At 37.4% G+C, this 19,116-nt stretch carries 17 protein-coding genes; 14 read left to right on the top strand and 3 right to left on the bottom strand.

Translation table 11 applies throughout. The features are described 5' to 3' along the window. The gene (locus ACP3T3_RS09120; protein ID WP_047420972.1) at positions 1-183 is read right to left on the bottom strand and encodes a DUF5522 domain-containing protein; all 183 of its coding nucleotides are present in this window, start codon (positions 181-183) and stop codon (positions 1-3) included. Positions 184-223: 40 nt separating this feature from the next. On the opposite strand from ACP3T3_RS09120, the gene ACP3T3_RS09115 reads away from it, so the two are divergent. The 7 genes from ACP3T3_RS09115 to ACP3T3_RS09085 all read left to right on the top strand — a co-directional run bounded on the left by ACP3T3_RS09115 (position 224) and on the right by ACP3T3_RS09085 (position 8,125). Next, the gene (locus ACP3T3_RS09115; RefSeq protein ID WP_426479569.1) at positions 224-550 is read left to right on the top strand and encodes a hypothetical protein; all 327 of its coding nucleotides are present in this window, start codon (positions 224-226) and stop codon (positions 548-550) included. A 273-nt stretch (positions 551-823) separates the two neighbouring features. Further along, positions 824-1,732 (top strand): 1-aminocyclopropane-1-carboxylate deaminase/D-cysteine desulfhydrase, encoded by a 909-nt coding sequence (locus tag ACP3T3_RS09110; protein ID WP_426479568.1) that lies wholly within the window; start codon positions 824-826, stop codon positions 1,730-1,732. 15 nt (positions 1,733-1,747) lie between these two features. Then, positions 1,748-2,806, top strand: a complete 1,059-nt coding sequence (locus ACP3T3_RS09105) for a glucosaminidase domain-containing protein (RefSeq protein WP_426479567.1) — start codon at positions 1,748-1,750, stop codon at positions 2,804-2,806. A gap of 74 nt (positions 2,807-2,880) precedes the next feature. After that, complete coding sequence (hemL, locus tag ACP3T3_RS09100) at positions 2,881-4,170, top strand: glutamate-1-semialdehyde 2,1-aminomutase (RefSeq protein ID WP_426479566.1); 1,290 nt, start codon at positions 2,881-2,883, stop codon at positions 4,168-4,170. 222 nt (positions 4,171-4,392) lie between these two features. Next, on the top strand, positions 4,393-5,727 hold the full coding sequence (locus ACP3T3_RS09095; protein ID WP_426479565.1) for an amidohydrolase: 1,335 nt from the start codon (positions 4,393-4,395) through the stop codon (positions 5,725-5,727). Positions 5,728-5,962: 235 nt separating this feature from the next. Next, positions 5,963-6,808, top strand: a complete 846-nt coding sequence (locus ACP3T3_RS09090) for an AraC family transcriptional regulator (RefSeq protein ID WP_426479564.1) — start codon at positions 5,963-5,965, stop codon at positions 6,806-6,808. 78 nt (positions 6,809-6,886) lie between these two features. After that, positions 6,887-8,125, top strand: coding sequence for an amidohydrolase (locus ACP3T3_RS09085; protein WP_426479563.1), 1,239 nt, complete (start codon positions 6,887-6,889; stop codon positions 8,123-8,125). 455 nt (positions 8,126-8,580) lie between these two features. Here the strand turns inward: ACP3T3_RS09085 and ACP3T3_RS09080 are convergent, their stop codons facing one another. Further along, a complete protein-coding gene (locus ACP3T3_RS09080) occupies positions 8,581-9,990 on the bottom strand; it encodes a hypothetical protein (RefSeq protein ID WP_426479562.1) in 1,410 nt (469 codons plus the stop codon). 44 nt (positions 9,991-10,034) lie between these two features. Further along, a complete protein-coding gene (locus ACP3T3_RS09075) occupies positions 10,035-12,824 on the bottom strand; it encodes a TonB-dependent receptor domain-containing protein (RefSeq protein WP_426479561.1) in 2,790 nt (929 codons plus the stop codon). A 324-nt stretch (positions 12,825-13,148) separates the two neighbouring features. Between ACP3T3_RS09075 and ACP3T3_RS09070 the strand changes: the two genes are divergently transcribed. From ACP3T3_RS09070 to ACP3T3_RS09040, 7 genes are all read left to right on the top strand, one after another. Next, positions 13,149-13,823: a response regulator gene (locus ACP3T3_RS09070; RefSeq protein WP_077418208.1), complete on the top strand. Its 675-nt coding sequence runs from the start codon at positions 13,149-13,151 to the stop codon at positions 13,821-13,823. A 48-nt stretch (positions 13,824-13,871) separates the two neighbouring features. Continuing rightward, positions 13,872-14,903 carry a sensor histidine kinase gene (locus ACP3T3_RS09065; RefSeq protein WP_426479560.1) on the top strand — a complete coding sequence of 344 codons (1,032 nt, stop codon included), beginning with the start codon at positions 13,872-13,874 and terminating at the stop codon, positions 14,901-14,903. Between the two features lie 133 nt (positions 14,904-15,036). Further along, positions 15,037-15,627 (top strand): IS1096 element passenger TnpR family protein, encoded by a 591-nt coding sequence (locus ACP3T3_RS09060; RefSeq protein ID WP_426479559.1) that lies wholly within the window; start codon positions 15,037-15,039, stop codon positions 15,625-15,627. A gap of 172 nt (positions 15,628-15,799) precedes the next feature. Then, positions 15,800-17,149, top strand: coding sequence for an alpha-amylase family glycosyl hydrolase (locus ACP3T3_RS09055; RefSeq protein WP_426479558.1), 1,350 nt, complete (start codon positions 15,800-15,802; stop codon positions 17,147-17,149). A gap of 150 nt (positions 17,150-17,299) precedes the next feature. Continuing rightward, complete coding sequence (locus ACP3T3_RS09050; protein WP_426479557.1) at positions 17,300-17,740, top strand: hypothetical protein; 441 nt, start codon at positions 17,300-17,302, stop codon at positions 17,738-17,740. 135 nt (positions 17,741-17,875) lie between these two features. Further along, positions 17,876-18,670, top strand: coding sequence for a thymidylate synthase (locus ACP3T3_RS09045; RefSeq protein WP_426479556.1), 795 nt, complete (start codon positions 17,876-17,878; stop codon positions 18,668-18,670). Between the two features lie 215 nt (positions 18,671-18,885). Continuing rightward, positions 18,886-19,104 carry a hypothetical protein gene (locus ACP3T3_RS09040; protein WP_426479555.1) on the top strand — a complete coding sequence of 73 codons (219 nt, stop codon included), beginning with the start codon at positions 18,886-18,888 and terminating at the stop codon, positions 19,102-19,104. The last annotated feature ends 12 nt before the right edge of the window (positions 19,105-19,116 follow it).

The raw sequence follows: 19,116 nt of genomic DNA, 5'->3' as shown, positions 1-19,116 counted from the left end.
TTATTTATTTTTTTTATCACTTTTAATGAATGTATCAGTCTTTTTATCGTACCCGTAAGGACAGTGTCTGCAGCCGCTTTTACAGCAATGACCTCTTTTCAGATGAAATTTTTCTGTAAAAACCTTGTACCCCTGTTCATTATAGTAGAAGTCTTCACCTTCTTTGATGTCATAATGGGCCATAAGTTAAATGCTAGTCAAAAAACTTTTTATATTTGTTACTATGATAATTGTATGCCAAAAGCCTTTAAAAAAATTAAAAATTAATGGTATTGCTCTCTTTCCCTTTATCTTCATTAGGAAACCCGAAGATAAGGAAAATAATGTATTGATCAATCACGAAAAAATCCATTTGCGGCAACAATTGGAAATGCTCATTATTTTCTTCTATATTTTCTACATTATTGAATATTATTACTGGTTTTTCAAACTCAAGGACACTTACCTTGCTTACAGAAGAATCTCCTTTGAAAGAGAAGCTTATGCTAATGAAAGGAGCCTGAATTATCTCAAGAAAAGAAAATTCTGGAGCTTCAGAAAATATCTTTGAAATGAAAAATGATAAGTGTGGGTTTCGTGTTCGGATCCGGGTTTTGGTGTTTTATATTTCAGCTTATGATTTCAACATTCTTTACAATTACACTTATCAAATAAATTACCATTTATCCGGCTTTAGCTAAAACTAAAAAATCATCCGTGAAAATCCGTGTCATCTGCGGGAGAAAACAAATGAACTACAATTCATAAAAATCTGAAATCACTACAACACTAAATCTTTTCCTATTTTTGCAAAAGAATAAAACATTGAATCATCCAAACTGAAATGCTGTTAAAACTTCCCACAGAAGCTGTTCCCATCCAGGAAATTCCCATTCATAAAAATGTTAAGCTTTTCATTAAAAGGGAAGACCTGATTCATCCGCTGATTTCCGGCAACAAATACTGGAAACTGTTTCACAATGTCAATCACTATCTGGAAAAAAATCCTGAAAATCCCTATATTATTACTTTTGGTGGAGCTTTTTCCAATCATATAGCCGCAGTTTCAGCAGCAGGCAGTCTGGCAGGTATTCCAACATTGGGAATCATCAGAGGAGAAGAGCTGCAGCATAAATGGCGGGATAATCCAACCTTACTTTTTGCAAAAAGAAACGGAATGAACCTGAAATTTGTCACCCGCGAAGAATACCGCCACAAAGAAAAACTTACGGAATTCCTTCAGCAGGAGTTCCCAAGGGCATTGATTGTTCCGGAAGGAGGCACCAATGAAGAAGCTGTGGGAGGGGTGAAAATGATGCTGAACGCACAAACAAAAGATTTTGACTATCTTTGCACCGCAGTGGGAACCGGTGGAACTATTGCAGGAATTTCAAAATTTTGTGAAGACAATCAGAAAGTTATAGGATTTAAAGCGGTTGACGATGCTTCACTGGAAAATAAAATTTTTGAATTAACTTTGAGACATAATTTTCATCTAATAGATTCATGTTTCGGAGGTTACGGTAAAATAAATGATGGAAACATCCGTTTTATCAATGATTTCAAAGAAAGATACGGTATTCCTTTGGAACCGGTTTATACAGGAAAAATGATGGAGAAGGTTTTTGAACTGATTGAAGATGATTATTTTCCTGAAAACAGTAAGATTTTGTGCTTTCATACTGGTGGATTACAGGGAATTGAGGGAGCCAATCTGCTGTTGGAAAAACAAAATAGAAATTTAATTATATAAGTAAAATTGAAAAACATGAAAAGACTTTTCCTATCCATAAGCCTTTTAGTTTTATCAAAATTTTCTGCCCAGACTTGGGCAACCGAAGATCAGTATATTCAGAAGTTTGCTAAATATGCCGTAGAAGAAATGGAAAAATATAAAATTCCGGCTTCTATTACCCTTGCCCAGGGATTATTGGAAACCGGGGGAGGACAGAGCAGACTGGCACTGGAAGGTAAAAACCACTTCGGTATAAAATGTAAAGAAGACTGGACCGGTAAAACAATGAAACATACCGATGATGCACCCAATGAATGCTTCCGTGTGTATGAAGATCCAAGACAGTCTTATGAAGACCATTCCATCTTCTTATCTACCAGAAAATATTACGCAAACCTTTTCAAGCTGGATATGAAAGATTACAGAGCGTGGGCTACTGGCTTAAAAAAAGCAGGTTATGCTACCAATCCACGCTATGCATCCATTCTCATCACCAAAATTGAAAAGTATAAGCTATACGAATACGACAATACCAATTCCAATGAAGTGTTGTATGCTGTTCTCAAAATGTACCCGGACCTGAAAGACGACAGAACTTTCATGGCACAGCTGGAACCTTCAAAAGCCACCAGAAAAGCTAAAGAGCCGGTTACCGTAGAAGTTCCTTACAAACAGACTTCTTACGCCCAGCAGCAAAAAAGAGTGGAGAGAATTAAAACGAAAGCTGAAATTCTTAATTCCATTCTTATCAAAAGCCACCCGAATGACGGGCTGAAGTATATTGTAATTCCTGAAGATACCGATGTGAAATTCATCGCCAACAAATTCAAAGTAAGCGAGAGCAGACTGATAAAGTGGAATGAATTGGAAGGTGAAACCTTAAAGAAAAATGACATCGTTTTCCTGGAATCCAAAAACTCTACAGGAAATACAGCTACCTATAAAGCAGAATATGGAGAAGATATGCACGATATCGCTCAGAAATTCGGAATCAAATTAAATAAATTATATGCTAAAAACAGGATGGATGAAGGACAGCAGCCATCTGCAGGACAGCTGATTTATTTAATAGACAAAAAACCACGAAACTAATTTAATTTTTTGTTGAGAGTCTATCGTTGACAGTTACATGCCAACCAGCAGCTGTCAGCAGCAACCAAGTATATATGAAGTATCAAAGAAGTTCGGCTTTATTTGATGAAGCCTACAAATACATTCCGGGAGGCGTAAACTCTCCGGTAAGAGCATTCAAATCCGTAGGAGGAGTGCCTGTTTTTATGAAATCGGCAAAAGGAGCTTACCTTACCGATGCAGATGACAATACGTATATCGATTATATCAATTCATGGGGCCCGGCTATTTTAGGACATACACATCCTGAAGTACTGGAAGAACTGAAAATACAGGCAGAGAAAGGATTCTCTTTCGGAGCACCTACAGAACTGGAAACAGAAATTGCAAAATTCATCGTTGAAAATGTCCCTAATATTGACCAGATCAGAATGGTTTCTTCAGGTACAGAAGCCTGTATGAGTGCAATCAGGCTGGCAAGAGGATATACAGGAAGAGATAAAATTGTAAAATTTGAAGGCTGTTATCACGGACATTCCGATTCATTTCTGATCAAAGCAGGAAGTGGTGCTGCCACATTCGGAAATCCAAATTCTCCAGGAGTAACCGCTGGTACAGCTAAAGATACTTTATTGGCCCGTTATAACGATTTTGAACAGGTTGAAGATTTATTCCGTCACAATCAGGGAGAAATTGCAGCGGTAATTATAGAGCCGGTTGCCGGAAATATGGGTTGTGTACTTCCGGAAAATGATTTCTTACAAAACCTGAGAAAGATCTGTGATGAAAACGGGGCCTTATTAATCTTTGATGAGGTAATGACCGGTTTCAGGCTGGCATTCGGAGGAGCCCAGGAACTTTTCAATGTAAAAGCAGATCTGGTGACTTACGGAAAAGTAATCGGTGGCGGACTTCCGGTAGGTGCTTTCGCAGGAAGAAATGAGATCATGGATCACCTGGCACCGAAAGGAGGTGTTTACCAGGCAGGAACATTAAGTGGAAATCCCTTAGCAATGAGAGCCGGATTAAAAACACTTCAGCTTATTAAAAACGATCCGGAATTTTTCAGCAGATTAGAGAAGACGACAGAAACATTGGATTTTGAAATCGGAAAAATTTTAAATGAAAAAGGAATCGCCCATAGAATCAACAGGAAAGGTTCTATGATGTCTGTATTCTTCCATATCAAAAGCGTTTCCAACTTTGATGAAGCGCAGGAAGCTAATCATCCATTGTTCAATAATTTCTTCCATCAGATGCTGCAAAACGGAGTGTACCTGCCACCAAGCGGTTATGAAACCTACTTCATCAGTGATGCCATCAAAGATAAAGAGATTGATATGACACTGGAAGCTGTAAGGAAATTTGAATATTCCAATAAATAAAAATAAATGAAACCGGATTTTAGATCCGGTTTTTTTATGCAAGGATATAACTTCAATATTGAAAATCTGTGTATTCTGTGTGATCTGCGGGGGAAAATTTTCTTTTTAAAATGATTATCTGAAACATGAATATTCACAAAGCATAAATCATACAGATTTTGTAATAAACCATACACTTTGTTCAGCAGACTTCTTTTTAATTTTGTCTTAAATAGATTGGAAATGAAGACCTCTGACAATACCATCTCCCGAAAAGATTTTATCCGGAATTCAGCCTTGGCTGTAGCGGGATTAACTTTAATACCTAATATCATGACTGCATCACCTTTCCTGGATGAAAATAATAGTTCCGCAAAAGGGAAAATGAGCCTTAAAAATGTTCGTCTGGAAACAGGTTTTGAATATCAGGATGGGGAAGTAGCTTCTACCAAAACAGATCTGTTCTATGTAGAAATTGAAAACGGGAAAATTGTAAAGATTAGTCCAAATCAGCCTAACGCTAAAGCGGTAGATGCAAAGGGATTGTTGATGCTTCCTGCATTCAAGGATATGCATATTCACCTTGATAAAACCTTTTATGGAGATCAGTGGCAGGCTGTCAGAAAAAGAACCGGAGGGATCAAAGGAATGATAGAGCTGGAACAGAAAATGCTTCCTGAGATGCTGAAGAATTCAACCTTTAAAGCTGAAAAGCTGATTGAGCTGCTGCAGTCGAAAGGAACTTCCTATGCAAGAAGCCACGTGAATATTGAACCGACTTCAAAACTTCAGTCATTAAAAAATCTGCAGAAAGCCTTAGAGAATAAAAAACAAGGTTTTGGAGCAGAATTGGTTGCCTTTCCGCAGCATGGCGTGTTTTACACAGATTCAGTGCCCTATCTGAAAGAAGCAGCAAAGATGGATATTGATTTTATCGGAGGAGTAGACCCGTTCAACGTTGATGGAAACATTGAAAAGGTAGTAGATTTCACTGTTCAGCTTGCTTTAGATCATAAAAAAGGAATAGATATCCACCTGCATGAAACAGGAGATTCCGGATTGAAGACGGTAGAATACCTTATTAAAAAAGTAAATGAAAATCCTGCTCTGAAAGGGAAGACTTACTTAAGCCATTGCTTTATCCTGGCAAAATTAGAATCTGCAAAACAGGAAGAAATTGCTGAAAAATTGGCTGAAGCACAGATCGGAATTGTTTCTACAATCCCTTTCGGCAGAATGATTATGCCTATACCAACGCTTTACAAACATAATGTAACCGTTCTCACCGGAAATGACAGTATTGTGGATCACTGGAATACCTTCGGAACAGGAAGTGTACTTCAGAAAGCTAACTTAATGGCTCAGCTGTACGGATATTCCACGGAGTTTTTATTGTCAAGAAGTTTAAAGCTGGCTACAGGAAATGTTCTTCCACTGGATGATAAAGGTACTCAGCAATGGCCGAAGTCAGGAGATAAAGCAGATTTTGTACTGATAAACGCAAGCTGTTCAGCAGAAGCGGTGTCAAGAATTTCAGACGTAGAATCATTGGTACATGATGGAAATATTGTCTTTTAATGCAAAATAAAATTGATTAAATAAATTAATATATTTTAGTTGTGTTTTTTAACCACAAAGGGTATGAAAGCTTTACGGCAAAAAGGCTGGAGTTTTTTCATAATTTCCAGAGACAGCCGCTGAATGCAGATAGAAAGTGAAGGAAGTGTGGTGAAGGTAAAACTTTTGTTCCTTTTGTGGTTATTTTAGTTTTTCTCTCATAAATTTTAGTAATTTTAGGAGAAAATCAGGCAGAGTGAGTAACCATACGGATCATTTTCCTATTTTAGGAATTCAGGAATTTAGTGAAAATCAGCTGAAAGGCTGTAATTTGCTGTTCAATGAACTTTCGGGGGCGCGTTCCATTGATGATCCTCACAAGCATGATTTCTTTATCATCAATCTTTTTGAACGCGGACTGGGCTCACATACCATAGACTTTACAGAATACCAGGTAAAAGACTACCAGATTCACCTTGTTTTTCCGGATCAGGTACACCAATGGGTGATTGAAAAGGAAACCATCGGTTATCAGCTCATGATCAGCAGAGATTGGTTTGAAAGTTTTCTGCCTTCGTTAAGATTTTCCGCCTCCTATTACCAGAATCATCCGGTAATCAATCTTTCCAAAGAAGTTTTTGAAACTTTTCTATATGAATTCCAGGCTATTCAGAAGGAACTGAACGGAGAAAAAGTATTTTGGGAACTGATTCAGAAAAGAAGTGAACTCATTGGTTTGCTGGTAAGTAAATCTGTGGAAGGCGCTTTTAAAGATTTTGAAGTCTATAACTCAAATCCTATTATTTCAAAATTCCTAAATCTTATTGATGAGCATTTTAAAACAGAAAGATCCGTTTCTTTCTATGCAGATAAACTGAATATCTCTGCCAATTATCTGAATATTGTCTGCAAAAAAAATCTCAATGCTTCGGCTTCATCGCTTATTCAGGACCGTATTTTACTGGAGGCAAAAAGGCTTTTAAAAGTTTCCGAAATGTCGGTAAAAGATATTGTGTATGATCTCGGTTTCTACGATCATGCCAGCTTTTCCAAATTCTTTAAAGTACAGACGGGAATGACACCTTCCCAATTCAAAGAATAATCTGTACAAAACAAGACATAATTGATACACCGGTTTTATCTTCAAGCCGGCTAATTTTGTATTGTTAAATTTAAAATCATGCAATTTCCCTATCAATTAACTGCAAAAGGAAAATATTCCCTTAAAAATGTCCGCCTGGAAACAGGCTTTGAATACGAAAATGAAGAAGTTACCGGAACAAAAACTGATCTTTTCAGCATTGAAATTGAAGACGGAAAAATAAAAACAGTAAAAGCAAACGACCCGGCTTCTAATGCAATAGATGCTAAAGGACATCTGATGCTTCCGGCATTCAGGGATATGCACATTCATCTGGATAAAACATTATACGGCCTTCCATGGCAGGCCCTTTCTCCGAAAAGAAGAACAGTGAAAGATATGATTGCCTATGAACAGGAAATCATTCCCAAACTGCTGAAAACTTCAGTAAGCAGGGCAGAACAGCTGATCAGTCTGCTGCAGCATTACGGAACTCATTTCGTGAGAACCCATTTCAATATTGATCCTACCTCTGGATTGAAATCTCTGGAAAATCTGGAACAGGCTCTTGAAAATAAAAAAGATTCTTTCAAAGCTGAACTGGTAGCTTTCCCGCAGCATGGAGTTTATTATACGGAATCTGCTTCGTTGATGAAAGAAGCAGCCCAATTGAAAAGTGTAGGATTTATTGGTGGATTGGATCCATTAAGTATTGACGGAAGCATTGAAAAGGTAATGGATTTTACTGTTCAGCTGGCTTTAGATCACAATAAAGGAATTGATATTCACCTGCACGAAACAGGAGATTCCGGAATGAAAACAATTAATTATCTGATTGATAAAGCGATCGAAAACCCGGCACTGCAGGGAAAAACATTTATAAGCCATGCATTTGCCTTAGCGCATCTTTCACCAAAAGAAACAGAACAGATTGCGGAAAGACTGGCTGCAGGAAAAGTGGGAATCGCTTCTTCTGTACCTTTTAAAGGGAAGGTAATGCCCATTCCAACCCTGAAAAAATATGGAGTTAATGTATTGATAGGAAATGATAATGTGCAGGACTACTGGAGTACTTTCGGATCCGGAAGTATGCTGCAGAAAGCCAATCTGATTGCTGAACTGTACGGTTATGCCACAGAATATGCTTTATCAAGAACTTTACAGTTTGCGACTCAGAGTATTCTTCCGCTGGATGAAAAAGGAAATCAGCAGTGGCCGAAAGCCGGTGATGAAGCCGCCGTTATTCTTGCAGATGCTTCATGTTCTGCAGAAGCCGTTTCCAGGATGTCCGAAATAAAAGCCCTGATGAATGACGGGAATTTGTTCTGGAGAATTTAATCTGAAATATATTTTTTTATATACTTGTTTTTTGTAACTGCCATCGGGAATTTTCCTGGTGGCTTTTTTGTGGATTAGGTTTCGAGTTTTCGCGATACGGGGCCTTATTTTTTTGATTCGGGGTGCGAGTTTCGAGATGCGTGATTTGGGAATTTGTGATATAATATCAATTTTATGATTTCTTATATTCAATAGGAACGGGCTTTAGTCCGTTTACCCTTAATAAATACTACATTCGGCCGTCTTTAGCAAAGCTTATCAATAAAAACCCATAGTCAATTTAAAAAATTACTGTTCATATTCCTTTTTCTGTTTTTACAATGTGAACATCTATTCATATTCAGAATTCCTAATATTTGTAATATTCAATAATAACAATAAAAAAAGCCCCCGGAAAATGTTTCCGAAGGCCTTCTATTTGAAATTAAATCTAAGTACTTATATCTTATGTGATGTTATAAGTTGAAGTTTGTCCATCCTGCATACCAGGTATCCGTAGCGTCTTTTACAGCACCTCTATAAGTTACCTGTGTAAACCAGGTAGCCAGTTTAGGATTAGTAAATGCTCCTCCGGTTAATAATGGTGAACCTGCACTAGGAGTGAAGTTTGGTGTAGTTCCTGCAGGAGCCCATGCACCGGCAAGTTTTACATCAGCAGTAGAAGCAAGGATGGTGTTTCCTTTAGCATTAAACCATGTTGTAAGATCGTTTAATGTATATGTTGTCGGAGTAGAAGTAGATGGTCCGAATTTTAAAGGAGTTGGGCTTCCTGCTATAACGTTGTTTTCAAAGAACAGTTTATTACCTACAATATTGTTATCTGTAGGAGAACCTTTGGTAGCATCAATGAATAAACCAACAGGGAATCCTGTAAATACAGAGTTGAATACTGAGATAGAAGAGTTTCTTCTGATCTGTAATGCATTCTGGAATAACGCGTTGATAGATCCTGGAGCCGCAGAGTTGATTGGTCCGATAATCGTCATGTTAGAGAATGTAGCGGATGTCTGCGGTGTCAAAGTAGAACCGTTGGCATCATTATCAGATTCAAATGCATTAGAACCTGAAACGTCCGCTACCTGAGAATCTCTTACGCCGATACCAAACTGTATATTTCCTGAGAAACCGTTATCCGTATCGAAATCATCATCAAGGCCTTTGTAAGAAATAAGGTGAGAACAGTTTACCGTTCCTCCGAACCACTCAAAGCTATCGTCATTAGCGTAAGCAACTTCTACGTAATCTACTGTAGTTCCGTTACCTACACCGCCGAACGTAAGTCCGTTAATCTCTTTATCCGGTAAGAATGCATATCCTGCATATTCTATTCTTACATATTTTAATACACCACTGTTGTCAGCTGCGTTAGTTCCACCATAAAGTCCAAGACCTTCAGAGTTGTTGATCCCTCCTTCAATTTCTCCAACTCCGTTTGCTCCTCCGAAAGATGCATTGGTAGGAGCATTTCCTAGGATGACTACCCCTGCCCAGTCTCCTCTTTTAGGACTTGGTTTTTCAGAAGTGAAGATAATAGGGTTGGCAGCAGTTCCTTCCGCCATGATTTTGCTTCCTCTTGTAATGATCAAAGCTCCGTTTTTATCTGCTTCACCTACGATCTTTGTTCCTGGCTCGATAGTTAAAGTGGCTCCGTTAGTTACATATACCAGTCCTCTCAGCTTATAGATTTTATTTGCTTTAAGCGTAATGCTGGAAGTGATTTTTCCTGAAAGAATAAGGTTTTCAGTTTCTCCGTTTCCGTTACCTCCATTTTGAATAATGGTAGGCCCATCTTCTTCTATATTTCTACATGCGGTAGTTGATACTAGAGCGCCAAGCATTAAAGAATATAAAACGAACTTTTTCATGTTATAAAGAATTAAATTATTTATTAGATTATTTGTTGAGTGAATTAAAAATTGTATCCCAGTGTTAAACTGATATTGGTTCCTGTAAGTCTTTCAATAGCAAGAGCATCTTTGCTGTCATACTTGCCGTTGTCGTTCAGGTCATGGTAGAATTTAGCACGGCGGTTCAGGATATCTGAAACATTCAGCTTGATTTCTCCCTTGTTGCTCCATAATTTTTTAGCAAGCTGGAAGTCTAAAAGAGGTCTCGGTGCTTCCCAGATTGGTGGAACCTGATCATTTCCTACATAAAGGATTCTTCTTCCGATCATATTGAATAATACGGTGGAAGACCATCCTGATTTTTCAGTGTCATACTGAAGACTTACGTTTACAGTATATGGAGACTGCCCCTGCATTGGTCTGTCAATTTTCGTAGCTTCGTCTGTTACTCTGTTTTTAATCAATGCTACGTTTCCACCCAGCGTAAAGTTTTTAAGAGCACTTACAAAATCCAGTTTTTTTCTGGCTTCCACTTCTACTCCGTAAGCATCAGCTTTGTCTACGTTAAGGTAATTGAAGGTGTTACTGGTTCCTACCCCTGATTGATTAAAGTATAATTCGATAGGTTTTTTGAAGTTTTTATAGAAACCTGCCACGGATATAATTTCTCCGTTTCTTGGATAATATTCCCAACGAAGGTCGGCACTGGTAATTTTAGTTCTTTCAATAGATTTGTTACCAATTACGGTTGCGCCAAGGTCAAAATCATAATATGCCAAAGGAGAAACCTCTCTGAATTCCGGTCTTACAACAGTCTGAGAACCTGCAAGACGGATATTCATTTTAGGATTTACCTTGAATGTTAAGTTGACGGCAGGCAAGAAGTCAGTAACACGTGTGTTGACAAAACGGTCATCACTTTTCTTCGTGCTCCCTACCAATTGGTCAAAGTTCTCCACTCTTAATCCCCAAACTGCTCTTAACCATGGTGTAAAGTTATTGTCAAACTGTAAATATCCTGCGTTAAGGATCGTATTCGCAATATATCTGTACTGGTTTCCTGCAATTTCATCAAATGTAAACCCACCATTACCTCCGAAGTTTCCTGGATTGAAAATGGTTTCAAAAGGCTGGGAAAGTAATCCCTGGTTGAAGTTTTCAAGCCTTACAGAAAAAGGTCTTGAATTATATATTCTGTCTTTTACCTGGAATAAATAACCTCCTTTGATGGTTTGCTTTTGTCCAAACATGGTAAATGTTTTGGATACATCACCTCCTGCATTATATAAATAGTCGCTTAGCGTAGAGTAGAATACACTTCCTGACTTTTGAGAAAGACCATTAGAAATCAATGCTAAATAAGGGCTTCCCGGCATGTTGGTATATTGGTTATACTGCAGACGCTGTAGCAAAGGAATATACTGATCCAGAATCCCGAAGCTTCCGTACCAGTTTACGGTCAGTCCGCCAAGAGCTTCAATTTTGTGAGTTCCGGAAAGGGTTGAGTTATAGAAAGTAGTTTCTTTAAATCCAATTTCCCTTGCCATGATATTTGTTCCGTTGATCGGATCAAATTCAAAGTCCTTTCCTGTTCTGAAAGACATGTGGTTCACCGTATTGTTGGTGATGATATTCTTTAGAGAAATTTTGTTGTTGTTGTTCAGCTTTAAAGAAAGGTTCAACATCCCTCCTAAAATAATATCATTGCTGTATTTTTCTGTAAAATAATCGAAGTTGGTATCAGCAAGCTGGTTGTTGATGGTAAAGAAGCGGTTGGTAGACTCAGTTCTTCTTTTGTTGTTACTGTAGTTTAAAACTGCAATTACCCCTAAGTCTTTTCCGAATACTTTGGTATTAAACCCTCCGTCTAACTGTAAACTTAGGTTTTCAGGATAACCGATACTGTTGTATCCTAAATTCTTTGTATATCCTTTACCAATTTCTGTTTTCTGACCTTCAGTAAGAATACTGAACGCATTTTTTGCAGGCATATTGGCAGGAAGTTTTCTATAACCATCATCAATACCTAAGAAATCCCATTTTCCGCCTTTCTGCATATGGAATTCCTGACCCATAGTCGCTGTGTTTCCTCCTACACCTACCTGTACATTGAAGAAATTTTTATTAGGAATATCTTTCGTATTTACCTGAATCAGTGCACCTCCCCATTCTCCGGTATATTCAGGAATGAAAGTTTTGTTGATCACAAGGGTTTCGATAACATTAGCAGGGAAAAGGTCAAAAGAAAAGGTCTTTCTGTCAGGCTCTGTACTGGATAACTGAATACCATTCAGCATCGCCTGGTTGTAACGGTCAGACAAACCTCTTACGACAATATATTTTCCGTCAAATAAACTCACTCCGGAAACTCTTTTCAGAACTTCACCCGTGTTTCTGTCCGGACTTCTTTTAATAGCTTCGACCCCGATAACCTGGGAAACTACACCGGCATTCTTCTGTAAACCGATGGTAGAGGCTATGGTTTCTTTTCTAGCGTTTGATTTTATGACAACTCCCTCAATTTCTTTTTCTTTGGTAGAGGGCTTATCCAGAACGATATCAAGATGAGTGTTACCTTCATTTTTGACAATTACCTCACTGATCTCTTTTCTGTTATATCCGTTGGAGCTTACCGTTACAATGTAATTGGTACCCGGTGAAAGGTTGATAGAATAGTATCCGGAAATGTCAGTAGTTACTTCCTGGTCATTTACTTTTACTTTTACCCCTTCTATAGGAGTATTATCTTTCTCGTCCAATACCCTACCTTCCAAAATCTGGCTTTGTGCAAAAGCATAGCCAGCAGAAAACAAGGCAAGCAGCATGATGCTCTTGTGGAGTTGTTTTTTCATTTTACTTCTTTTACTTCTTTTTCAAGGGCAAAATAAGGGCTAAGTTTTTAGGAAAACTTTAGGATAATCTTAATTAATTGTGAAGTTTGCATTAACGGATGAGTGGTTTTTATAGTTATCAAAGTTTTATTTATATAATTATAATTATTGTTTTAATATTAAATATTATTCCTTATATTTGATTGATGTGTATTTATTATTTAATTTTTTTATGGATTTTATAATTTGTGGTTCAAATGTGATTTTTTAATAATTAGTTAACATTTGACGGATAGATGAAATCAATGGAAATAATTAATTTTGTGGGAATTCTTAAACTAGAAGATGAGCAAAAAAATTCTTTTAATAGACGATGAACTGGACATTTTAGAGATTCTGTCTTACAATTTGGAAAAGGAGGGGTATGATATCTATACAGCTACCAATGGTAATGAAGGTATAGAAAAAGCAAAGGAGATTGTTCCGGACCTTATCTTATTAGATGTCATGATGCCTGAAAAAGATGGTATAGAAACCTGTCAGGAGCTTCGTAAAGTGAAAGAACTTCAGAAAACACTTATTGTGTTCCTTTCTGCAAGAAGCGAAGAATTTTCTCAGTTAGCAGGTTTTCAGGCAGGTGCCAATGATTACATCGTAAAACTGATCAAACCGAAAATCCTTATCTCTAAAGTAAATGCATTACTACAATTAACCTCTCAGGTTTCTGACAATGCTAAACTTATCGAAATCGGAGACCTTATTATCGACAAAGATAACTTCAGAGTTTCCAAAAGCGGGCAGCAATTTCTTCTTCCTAAAAAAGAGTTTGATTTGCTTTACCTTTTGGCTTCCAATACTGAAAAGGTTTTCAAAAGAGAAGAGATCCTGGAGAAAGTCTGGGGTAATGATGTGATTGTAGGAGAGAGAACCATTGATGTTCATATCAGAAGGTTAAGAGAAAAACTGGGAATCAATACGATTCAGACATTAAAAGGGATTGGGTATAAACTGATCGTTTAATTATTTAAAAATCTTAACTTTACGTTCAATCATTAAAACGTTGTAAAATTGAAATTTTACAGACTTACCCTCGTTGCCTCCTGTCTGCTGACACTGGTAATGTTCCTTTTAGTAGTCGTATTCGATTCACTGAAAGATATCTATTATGAGACCCCTTTATTCAAAACGGGTCTTTTCATCTGTATTGTCCTGATCTTTCTGATTAACTGTGTGGTATTGGAACTTCTTTTTAATTACTACAGCAGAAAACAGGTAAAAGGTCTTTCCGGGTTTCTTCCGCAGGAAATCGTGCAGAATCATGACGAAAATATCACCATCAAAGAATTAGGAGAAAGATTTTCAGATCTCAATCAGCAGCAGGTATCAGAAATTGATATGATGAAAGAGATGGAAAGCTACCGTAAAGAATACATCGGAAATGTTTCCCATGAGCTGAAAACTCCTTTGTTTTCTATTCAGGGATATGTAGAAACCTTAAGAGACGGCGGTGTAGACAACCTTACGATCCGGGATAAATACCTGGAAAGAATAGATAAATCGGTAGAGAGGCTTATTGCCATTGTGACAGATCTGGATATGATCAACAGGCTGGAAGCAGGCGAAATCAATCTTACCGTTTCAAAATTCGATGTCAACCTTCTGATCAAGGAAATCTTCGACCTTCTGGATCTTGAAGCTGAAAAACGAAATACAACATTACAGATACAGACCCTTCATCCACAGATTTTTGTGGAAGCTGATAAACAGAAAATTTCCCAGGTTTTTATTAATCTTATTTCCAATGCCATTCATTATGCCAACAGACAGGAAGCAAAAGTGATCGTAAAAACCAGTGTCCTGAAAAATAAAGTACTGATAGAAGTGATAGACAACGGAATGGGAATCAAATCTGAAATTCTTCCCAGGATCTTCGAAAGATTTTATCGGGTGGAAACCAGCAGAAGCAGAAGAGAAGGCGGCTCCGGACTTGGCCTGGCGATCGTAAAACACATCCTTGAAGCACATAACGAAAATATTACCGTAGAAAGCGTTTACCTTGAAGGTACAAAATTCAGTTTTATGCTTGAGAAAAGTAAATAATTCCGGCAAAATGTATGAAAAAAAAATAATTTAAAAAATCCTGAAATATTTTTTTGTCACATGTCATTTATTATATATTTGCAACAGAGATTTATCATAATTATAAAGGCAAAAAGTAATTTAAGAAACTGATATGGTTTACAAAATCCGCGTAATATTAGATGCGAAAGAGGATATTTTCCGTGATATTGAAGTTAAGGGAAAACAAACGTTATGGAACTTACATTTAGGAATTAAAAGTGCATTCAGTCTGCAGGGAGATGAGCTTTCTACCTTTAATCTGCTGGAAGATGACGGAACGATCGTAAAAAGTGTCCCATTGGAAGATATGAGTGATGATGGTGATGGTGAGATTATGTCAGATGTTTACATTGATGAAGCTTTTGAAAATGTAGGAGACAAAGCACAGTTTCAATACGGACTTCTTGATCTTTGGGAATTCTTCTGTGAGCTCGTAGAGGTAATTGAAGAAACAAAAGGCGTTAATTACCCGATCACCGTATACAGATTTGGAAAAGTTCCATTGAAGGCTCCCAGCAAAAACGGAACTGCAGGCGGCAAAAAGAAATCAGCAATGCCATTGGTAGATGATGAGTTCGGTTTTGATGAAGATTTCGTGGCTGGCGGAAACTTTTCAGATGAAGACGACAGCTTCGATGATGATGAAGAGGAAGACTACGATGATGATGTTTTTGATGAAGATGATAATGATGACGAAAGATAGTCAACAAAAATATAGTGCCCCGGGTTTTGATCCGGGGCTTTTTTATGGTGACAAGGTGTAAATAATCCACCCTTATATTTCCCTTTAGCAATTTTGCTTATTTACTTTTATAATTTTACCCTTTTACCTCTTCTCTCCAAAAACAATCCTTATTTTTGTTAAAAATAGTTTAATGAAAAAATTAATTTTGTTAGCTGTAATTGGTCTGGGAATTGTTTCCTGTACCACTCAAAAAAATATCCGGAAGATGACAGAACTGCCAAAAGATTGGAAACATAATACAAATATCTACGAAGTAAACATAAGACAATATACTCAGGAAGGAACTTTCAAAGCATTTGCGAAAGAAATGCCCCGCCTGAAATCTATGGGTGTAAAAACACTTTGGTTTATGCCCATTACCCCAATTGCCCAGCAGAATAAAAAAGGAAGCTTGGGAAGCCCTTATGCAGCATCAGATTATACTTCCATTAACCCTGAATTCGGTACCCTGCAGGATTTTAAAAACTTGGTGAATGAGGCCCACAGATTAGGATTTAAAGTAATCATAGACTGGGTGGCCAATCATACAGGCTGGGATCATGTATGGACAAAAACACATCCCGAATTTTATCTGAAAGATCCGGATGGTAAATTTCATATGGCTTCCGGAATGGACGATATTATAGAATTGGATTATAAAAATCAGGAAATGCGTCTAGCCATGATAGATGCCATGAAATTCTGGGTGCAGGAAACCAATATTGATGGTTTCCGGTGTGATCTTGCTTCATGGGTGGAAGTAGATTTCTGGCAGCAGGCACGTCCCGAAGTAGAAAAAGTGAAACCTCTTTTCTGGTTGGGAGAATTTGATGAATTGGAAAGTCCGGAGTACGGGAAAGTTTTTGATGCCAGCTATTCATGGAAATGGATGCACAAGTCTGCAGATTATTATAAAAAAAATGAACCTCTTCAGGAATTGAAGGATCTTCTGAGACAATATTCCAATATCGGAGATGCTTCAATGAGGGCATGGTTTACAGCAAATCACGATGAAAATTCATGGAATGGTACCGAATATGAAAAATACGGCGTAATCACAAAACCTATGGCCGTCTTCTCCGCAACATGGAATGGGGTACCATTATTATATTCAGGACAGGAACTTCCCAATATGAAAAGACTGGAGTTTTTCGAAAAAGATGCCATCAAATGGACAAATACGTACCAGGCAGCCGGTTTCTATAAAACATTATTAGATTTAAAAACATCAAATCCTGCATTAAGAGGAGGAGATTCCCACGTGACGACCTATCTTCTCAATACAACAGCCAACGATAAGATTCTGGCCTTTGTAAGAAAAAACGGAAAAGATGAAGTATTGGTCATCCTGAATATGTCAAAAGAACCTGTTGATTTCTCCATTGAAGACGAACATGTATCAGGAATGTTCAGAAATGTTTTTGATCAAACCAAAAGAGATTTCAGCAATGGAAAAGACTTCAGCTTCAAGGTTTCTGATTATGCCGTATTTGAAAAATAAACAATAAAGTCTCTTAACTTCTGGCTTAAACTGTAAAATCTTAATGAAGAATCTTTAAAGGTACTCAATTCCCCTCCGCCGGAGGGGTGTCGAAATCTATGATTTTGACGGGGTGGTTTTACCATTCACAATAAAAAATCTACCATTGCAATGAACAAACAGGAAATAATCAATATCATTAAAACAAAAGCTGCAGGCAAAATCCGGCATTTTGAAAACCTTATTGCAGAAACACGGGCTTCCAACAACGATACGAAAAGCTCCATGGGTGATAAATACGAAACAGGCAGGGAAATGCTTCAGCAGGAAATTAATAATCTTCAAAGGCAGCTTAATGAAGTATTGAATCAGCAGGCAGTTTTGCAGAAGATATTATCTGATCCTTCGGAAAAAGTTCAGAATGGAGCATTGGTAAAAACCAATAAAGGATTGTTTTATATTGCTGTTTCCATGGGCGAAATCGTTTTTGAGAATCAGAAAATTATGACTGTCTCTGCAGAATCACCTTTGGTAAAAGTGATGTATGGCAAAAAAGCAGGAGAAACATTCACCGTGAATATGATTCATCAGACCATTGAAAATATATGGTAAAATTAATATCTGTTAGATCACAGATATACAGCTGTTTAATAGAAAATACACATATCCCCTATAAAAAGCATTCATAAAAGTGAGTGCTTTTTTTGATGCTTTTTACTAAATTTGAAACTTAAAATCTCATTCAAAATGCAAAACTACCTGGATCTTTTACAGCATATTTTAGACAACGGAACTGATAAAACCGACAGAACAGGCACTGGGACAAGAAGTGTGTTCGGATATCAGCTGAGATATGATCTGTCTAAAGGATTTCCTTTGGTTACCACCAAAAAAGTGCATTTAAAATCCATTATCTATGAATTGCTTTGGTTCCTGAAAGGAGACACCAATATCAAATACCTTAAAGATAACGGCGTAAGCATCTGGGACGAATGGGCAGATGAAAACGGAGATCTGGGACCGGTTTACGGGGCTCAATGGAGAAGCTGGAATGGTGCAGATGGAAAAATTGTAGACCAGATCACAGAAGTAATCGATCAGATTAAAAAGAATCCGGATTCCAGAAGACTCATTGTATCAGCATGGAATGTAGCGGAAATCCCGAACATGGCTTTGGCACCCTGCCACGCCTTATTCCAGTTTTATGTAGCGGATGGTAAACTTTCTTTGCAGCTTTATCAGAGAAGTGCTGATGTATTCCTTGGGGTACCGTTTAATATTGCAAGCTATGCACTGCTATTGATGATGGTGGCACAGGTTTGTAATCTGGAAGTAGGGGATTATGTTCACAGTTTCGGAGATGTTCATATCTACAATAACCACTTTGAGCAGGTAAACAGACAGCTGGCAAGAGAGCCGAGAGCACTTCCAACGATGAAACTTAATCCTGAGGTTAAAGATATTTTTGATTTCAATTTCGAAGATTTTACCTTAGAAAATTACGATCCGCATCCCGGCATCAAAGCTCCTGTAGCAATTTAATATTCTTATATCACTTTGTTTTTTGTATTTACTTCTATTACTTTAACATAAATAGATGGCACTATCCGTGCCCGCAAGTTGGGAAATCAGAATATAAATACTTCAGCACACTCTCTTTTGACAATAGTTTCTTACATTTGAAAGAACAACTTCAGCTCATTAATTATTGGAACAGATGAGAAAGTTGCAGATTACAAATTCCAAATGTTTAAATCATGAAATATTTAAAAATCAATATAGAAAATAATGCAGACATTGAAGCCCTGAAAAATGCGATACTTCAGATGAAAGGAGTAGCTTCGGCGGAAATAGTGGATGATGAAAATCCGGAGAGCGAACTCAAAAAAGCCTTTGCCAAAACAAAGGAACAGCTTAAAACGGGTGACTATAAAACTTTAGTCAATGATATTTTTGATATCATCATAAAAAAATAATTCTAAAAATAA

Source organism: Chryseobacterium sp. CBSDS_008, assembly GCF_049959325.1.
Taxonomy (GTDB): Bacteria; Bacteroidota; Bacteroidia; order Flavobacteriales; family Weeksellaceae; genus Chryseobacterium.
The sequence above is the reverse complement of the archived record's forward strand: the minus strand, read 5'-3'. Positions and strand labels throughout refer to the sequence as shown.

Coding starts and splice junctions, on each gene's coding strand:
- ACP3T3_RS09040 (WP_426479555.1), top strand. CDS start 18,886: ATGAAATATTTAAAAATCAATATAGAAAATAATGCAGACATTGAAGCC.
- ACP3T3_RS09070 (WP_077418208.1), top strand. CDS start 13,149: ATGAGCAAAAAAATTCTTTTAATAGACGATGAACTGGACATTTTAGAG.
- ACP3T3_RS09085 (WP_426479563.1), top strand. CDS start 6,887: ATGCAATTTCCCTATCAATTAACTGCAAAAGGAAAATATTCCCTTAAA.
- ACP3T3_RS09075 (WP_426479561.1), bottom strand. CDS start 12,824: ATGAAAAAACAACTCCACAAGAGCATCATGCTGCTTGCCTTGTTTTCT.
- ACP3T3_RS09110 (WP_426479568.1), top strand. CDS start 824: ATGCTGTTAAAACTTCCCACAGAAGCTGTTCCCATCCAGGAAATTCCC.
- hemL (WP_426479566.1), top strand. CDS start 2,881: ATGAAGTATCAAAGAAGTTCGGCTTTATTTGATGAAGCCTACAAATAC.
- ACP3T3_RS09095 (WP_426479565.1), top strand. CDS start 4,393: ATGAAGACCTCTGACAATACCATCTCCCGAAAAGATTTTATCCGGAAT.
- ACP3T3_RS09105 (WP_426479567.1), top strand. CDS start 1,748: ATGAAAAGACTTTTCCTATCCATAAGCCTTTTAGTTTTATCAAAATTT.
- ACP3T3_RS09050 (WP_426479557.1), top strand. CDS start 17,300: ATGAACAAACAGGAAATAATCAATATCATTAAAACAAAAGCTGCAGGC.
- ACP3T3_RS09120 (WP_047420972.1), bottom strand. CDS start 183: ATGGCCCATTATGACATCAAAGAAGGTGAAGACTTCTACTATAATGAA.
- ACP3T3_RS09080 (WP_426479562.1), bottom strand. CDS start 9,990: ATGAAAAAGTTCGTTTTATATTCTTTAATGCTTGGCGCTCTAGTATCA.
- ACP3T3_RS09045 (WP_426479556.1), top strand. CDS start 17,876: ATGCAAAACTACCTGGATCTTTTACAGCATATTTTAGACAACGGAACT.
- ACP3T3_RS09055 (WP_426479558.1), top strand. CDS start 15,800: ATGAAAAAATTAATTTTGTTAGCTGTAATTGGTCTGGGAATTGTTTCC.
- ACP3T3_RS09060 (WP_426479559.1), top strand. CDS start 15,037: ATGGTTTACAAAATCCGCGTAATATTAGATGCGAAAGAGGATATTTTC.
- ACP3T3_RS09115 (WP_426479569.1), top strand. CDS start 224: ATGATAATTGTATGCCAAAAGCCTTTAAAAAAATTAAAAATTAATGGT.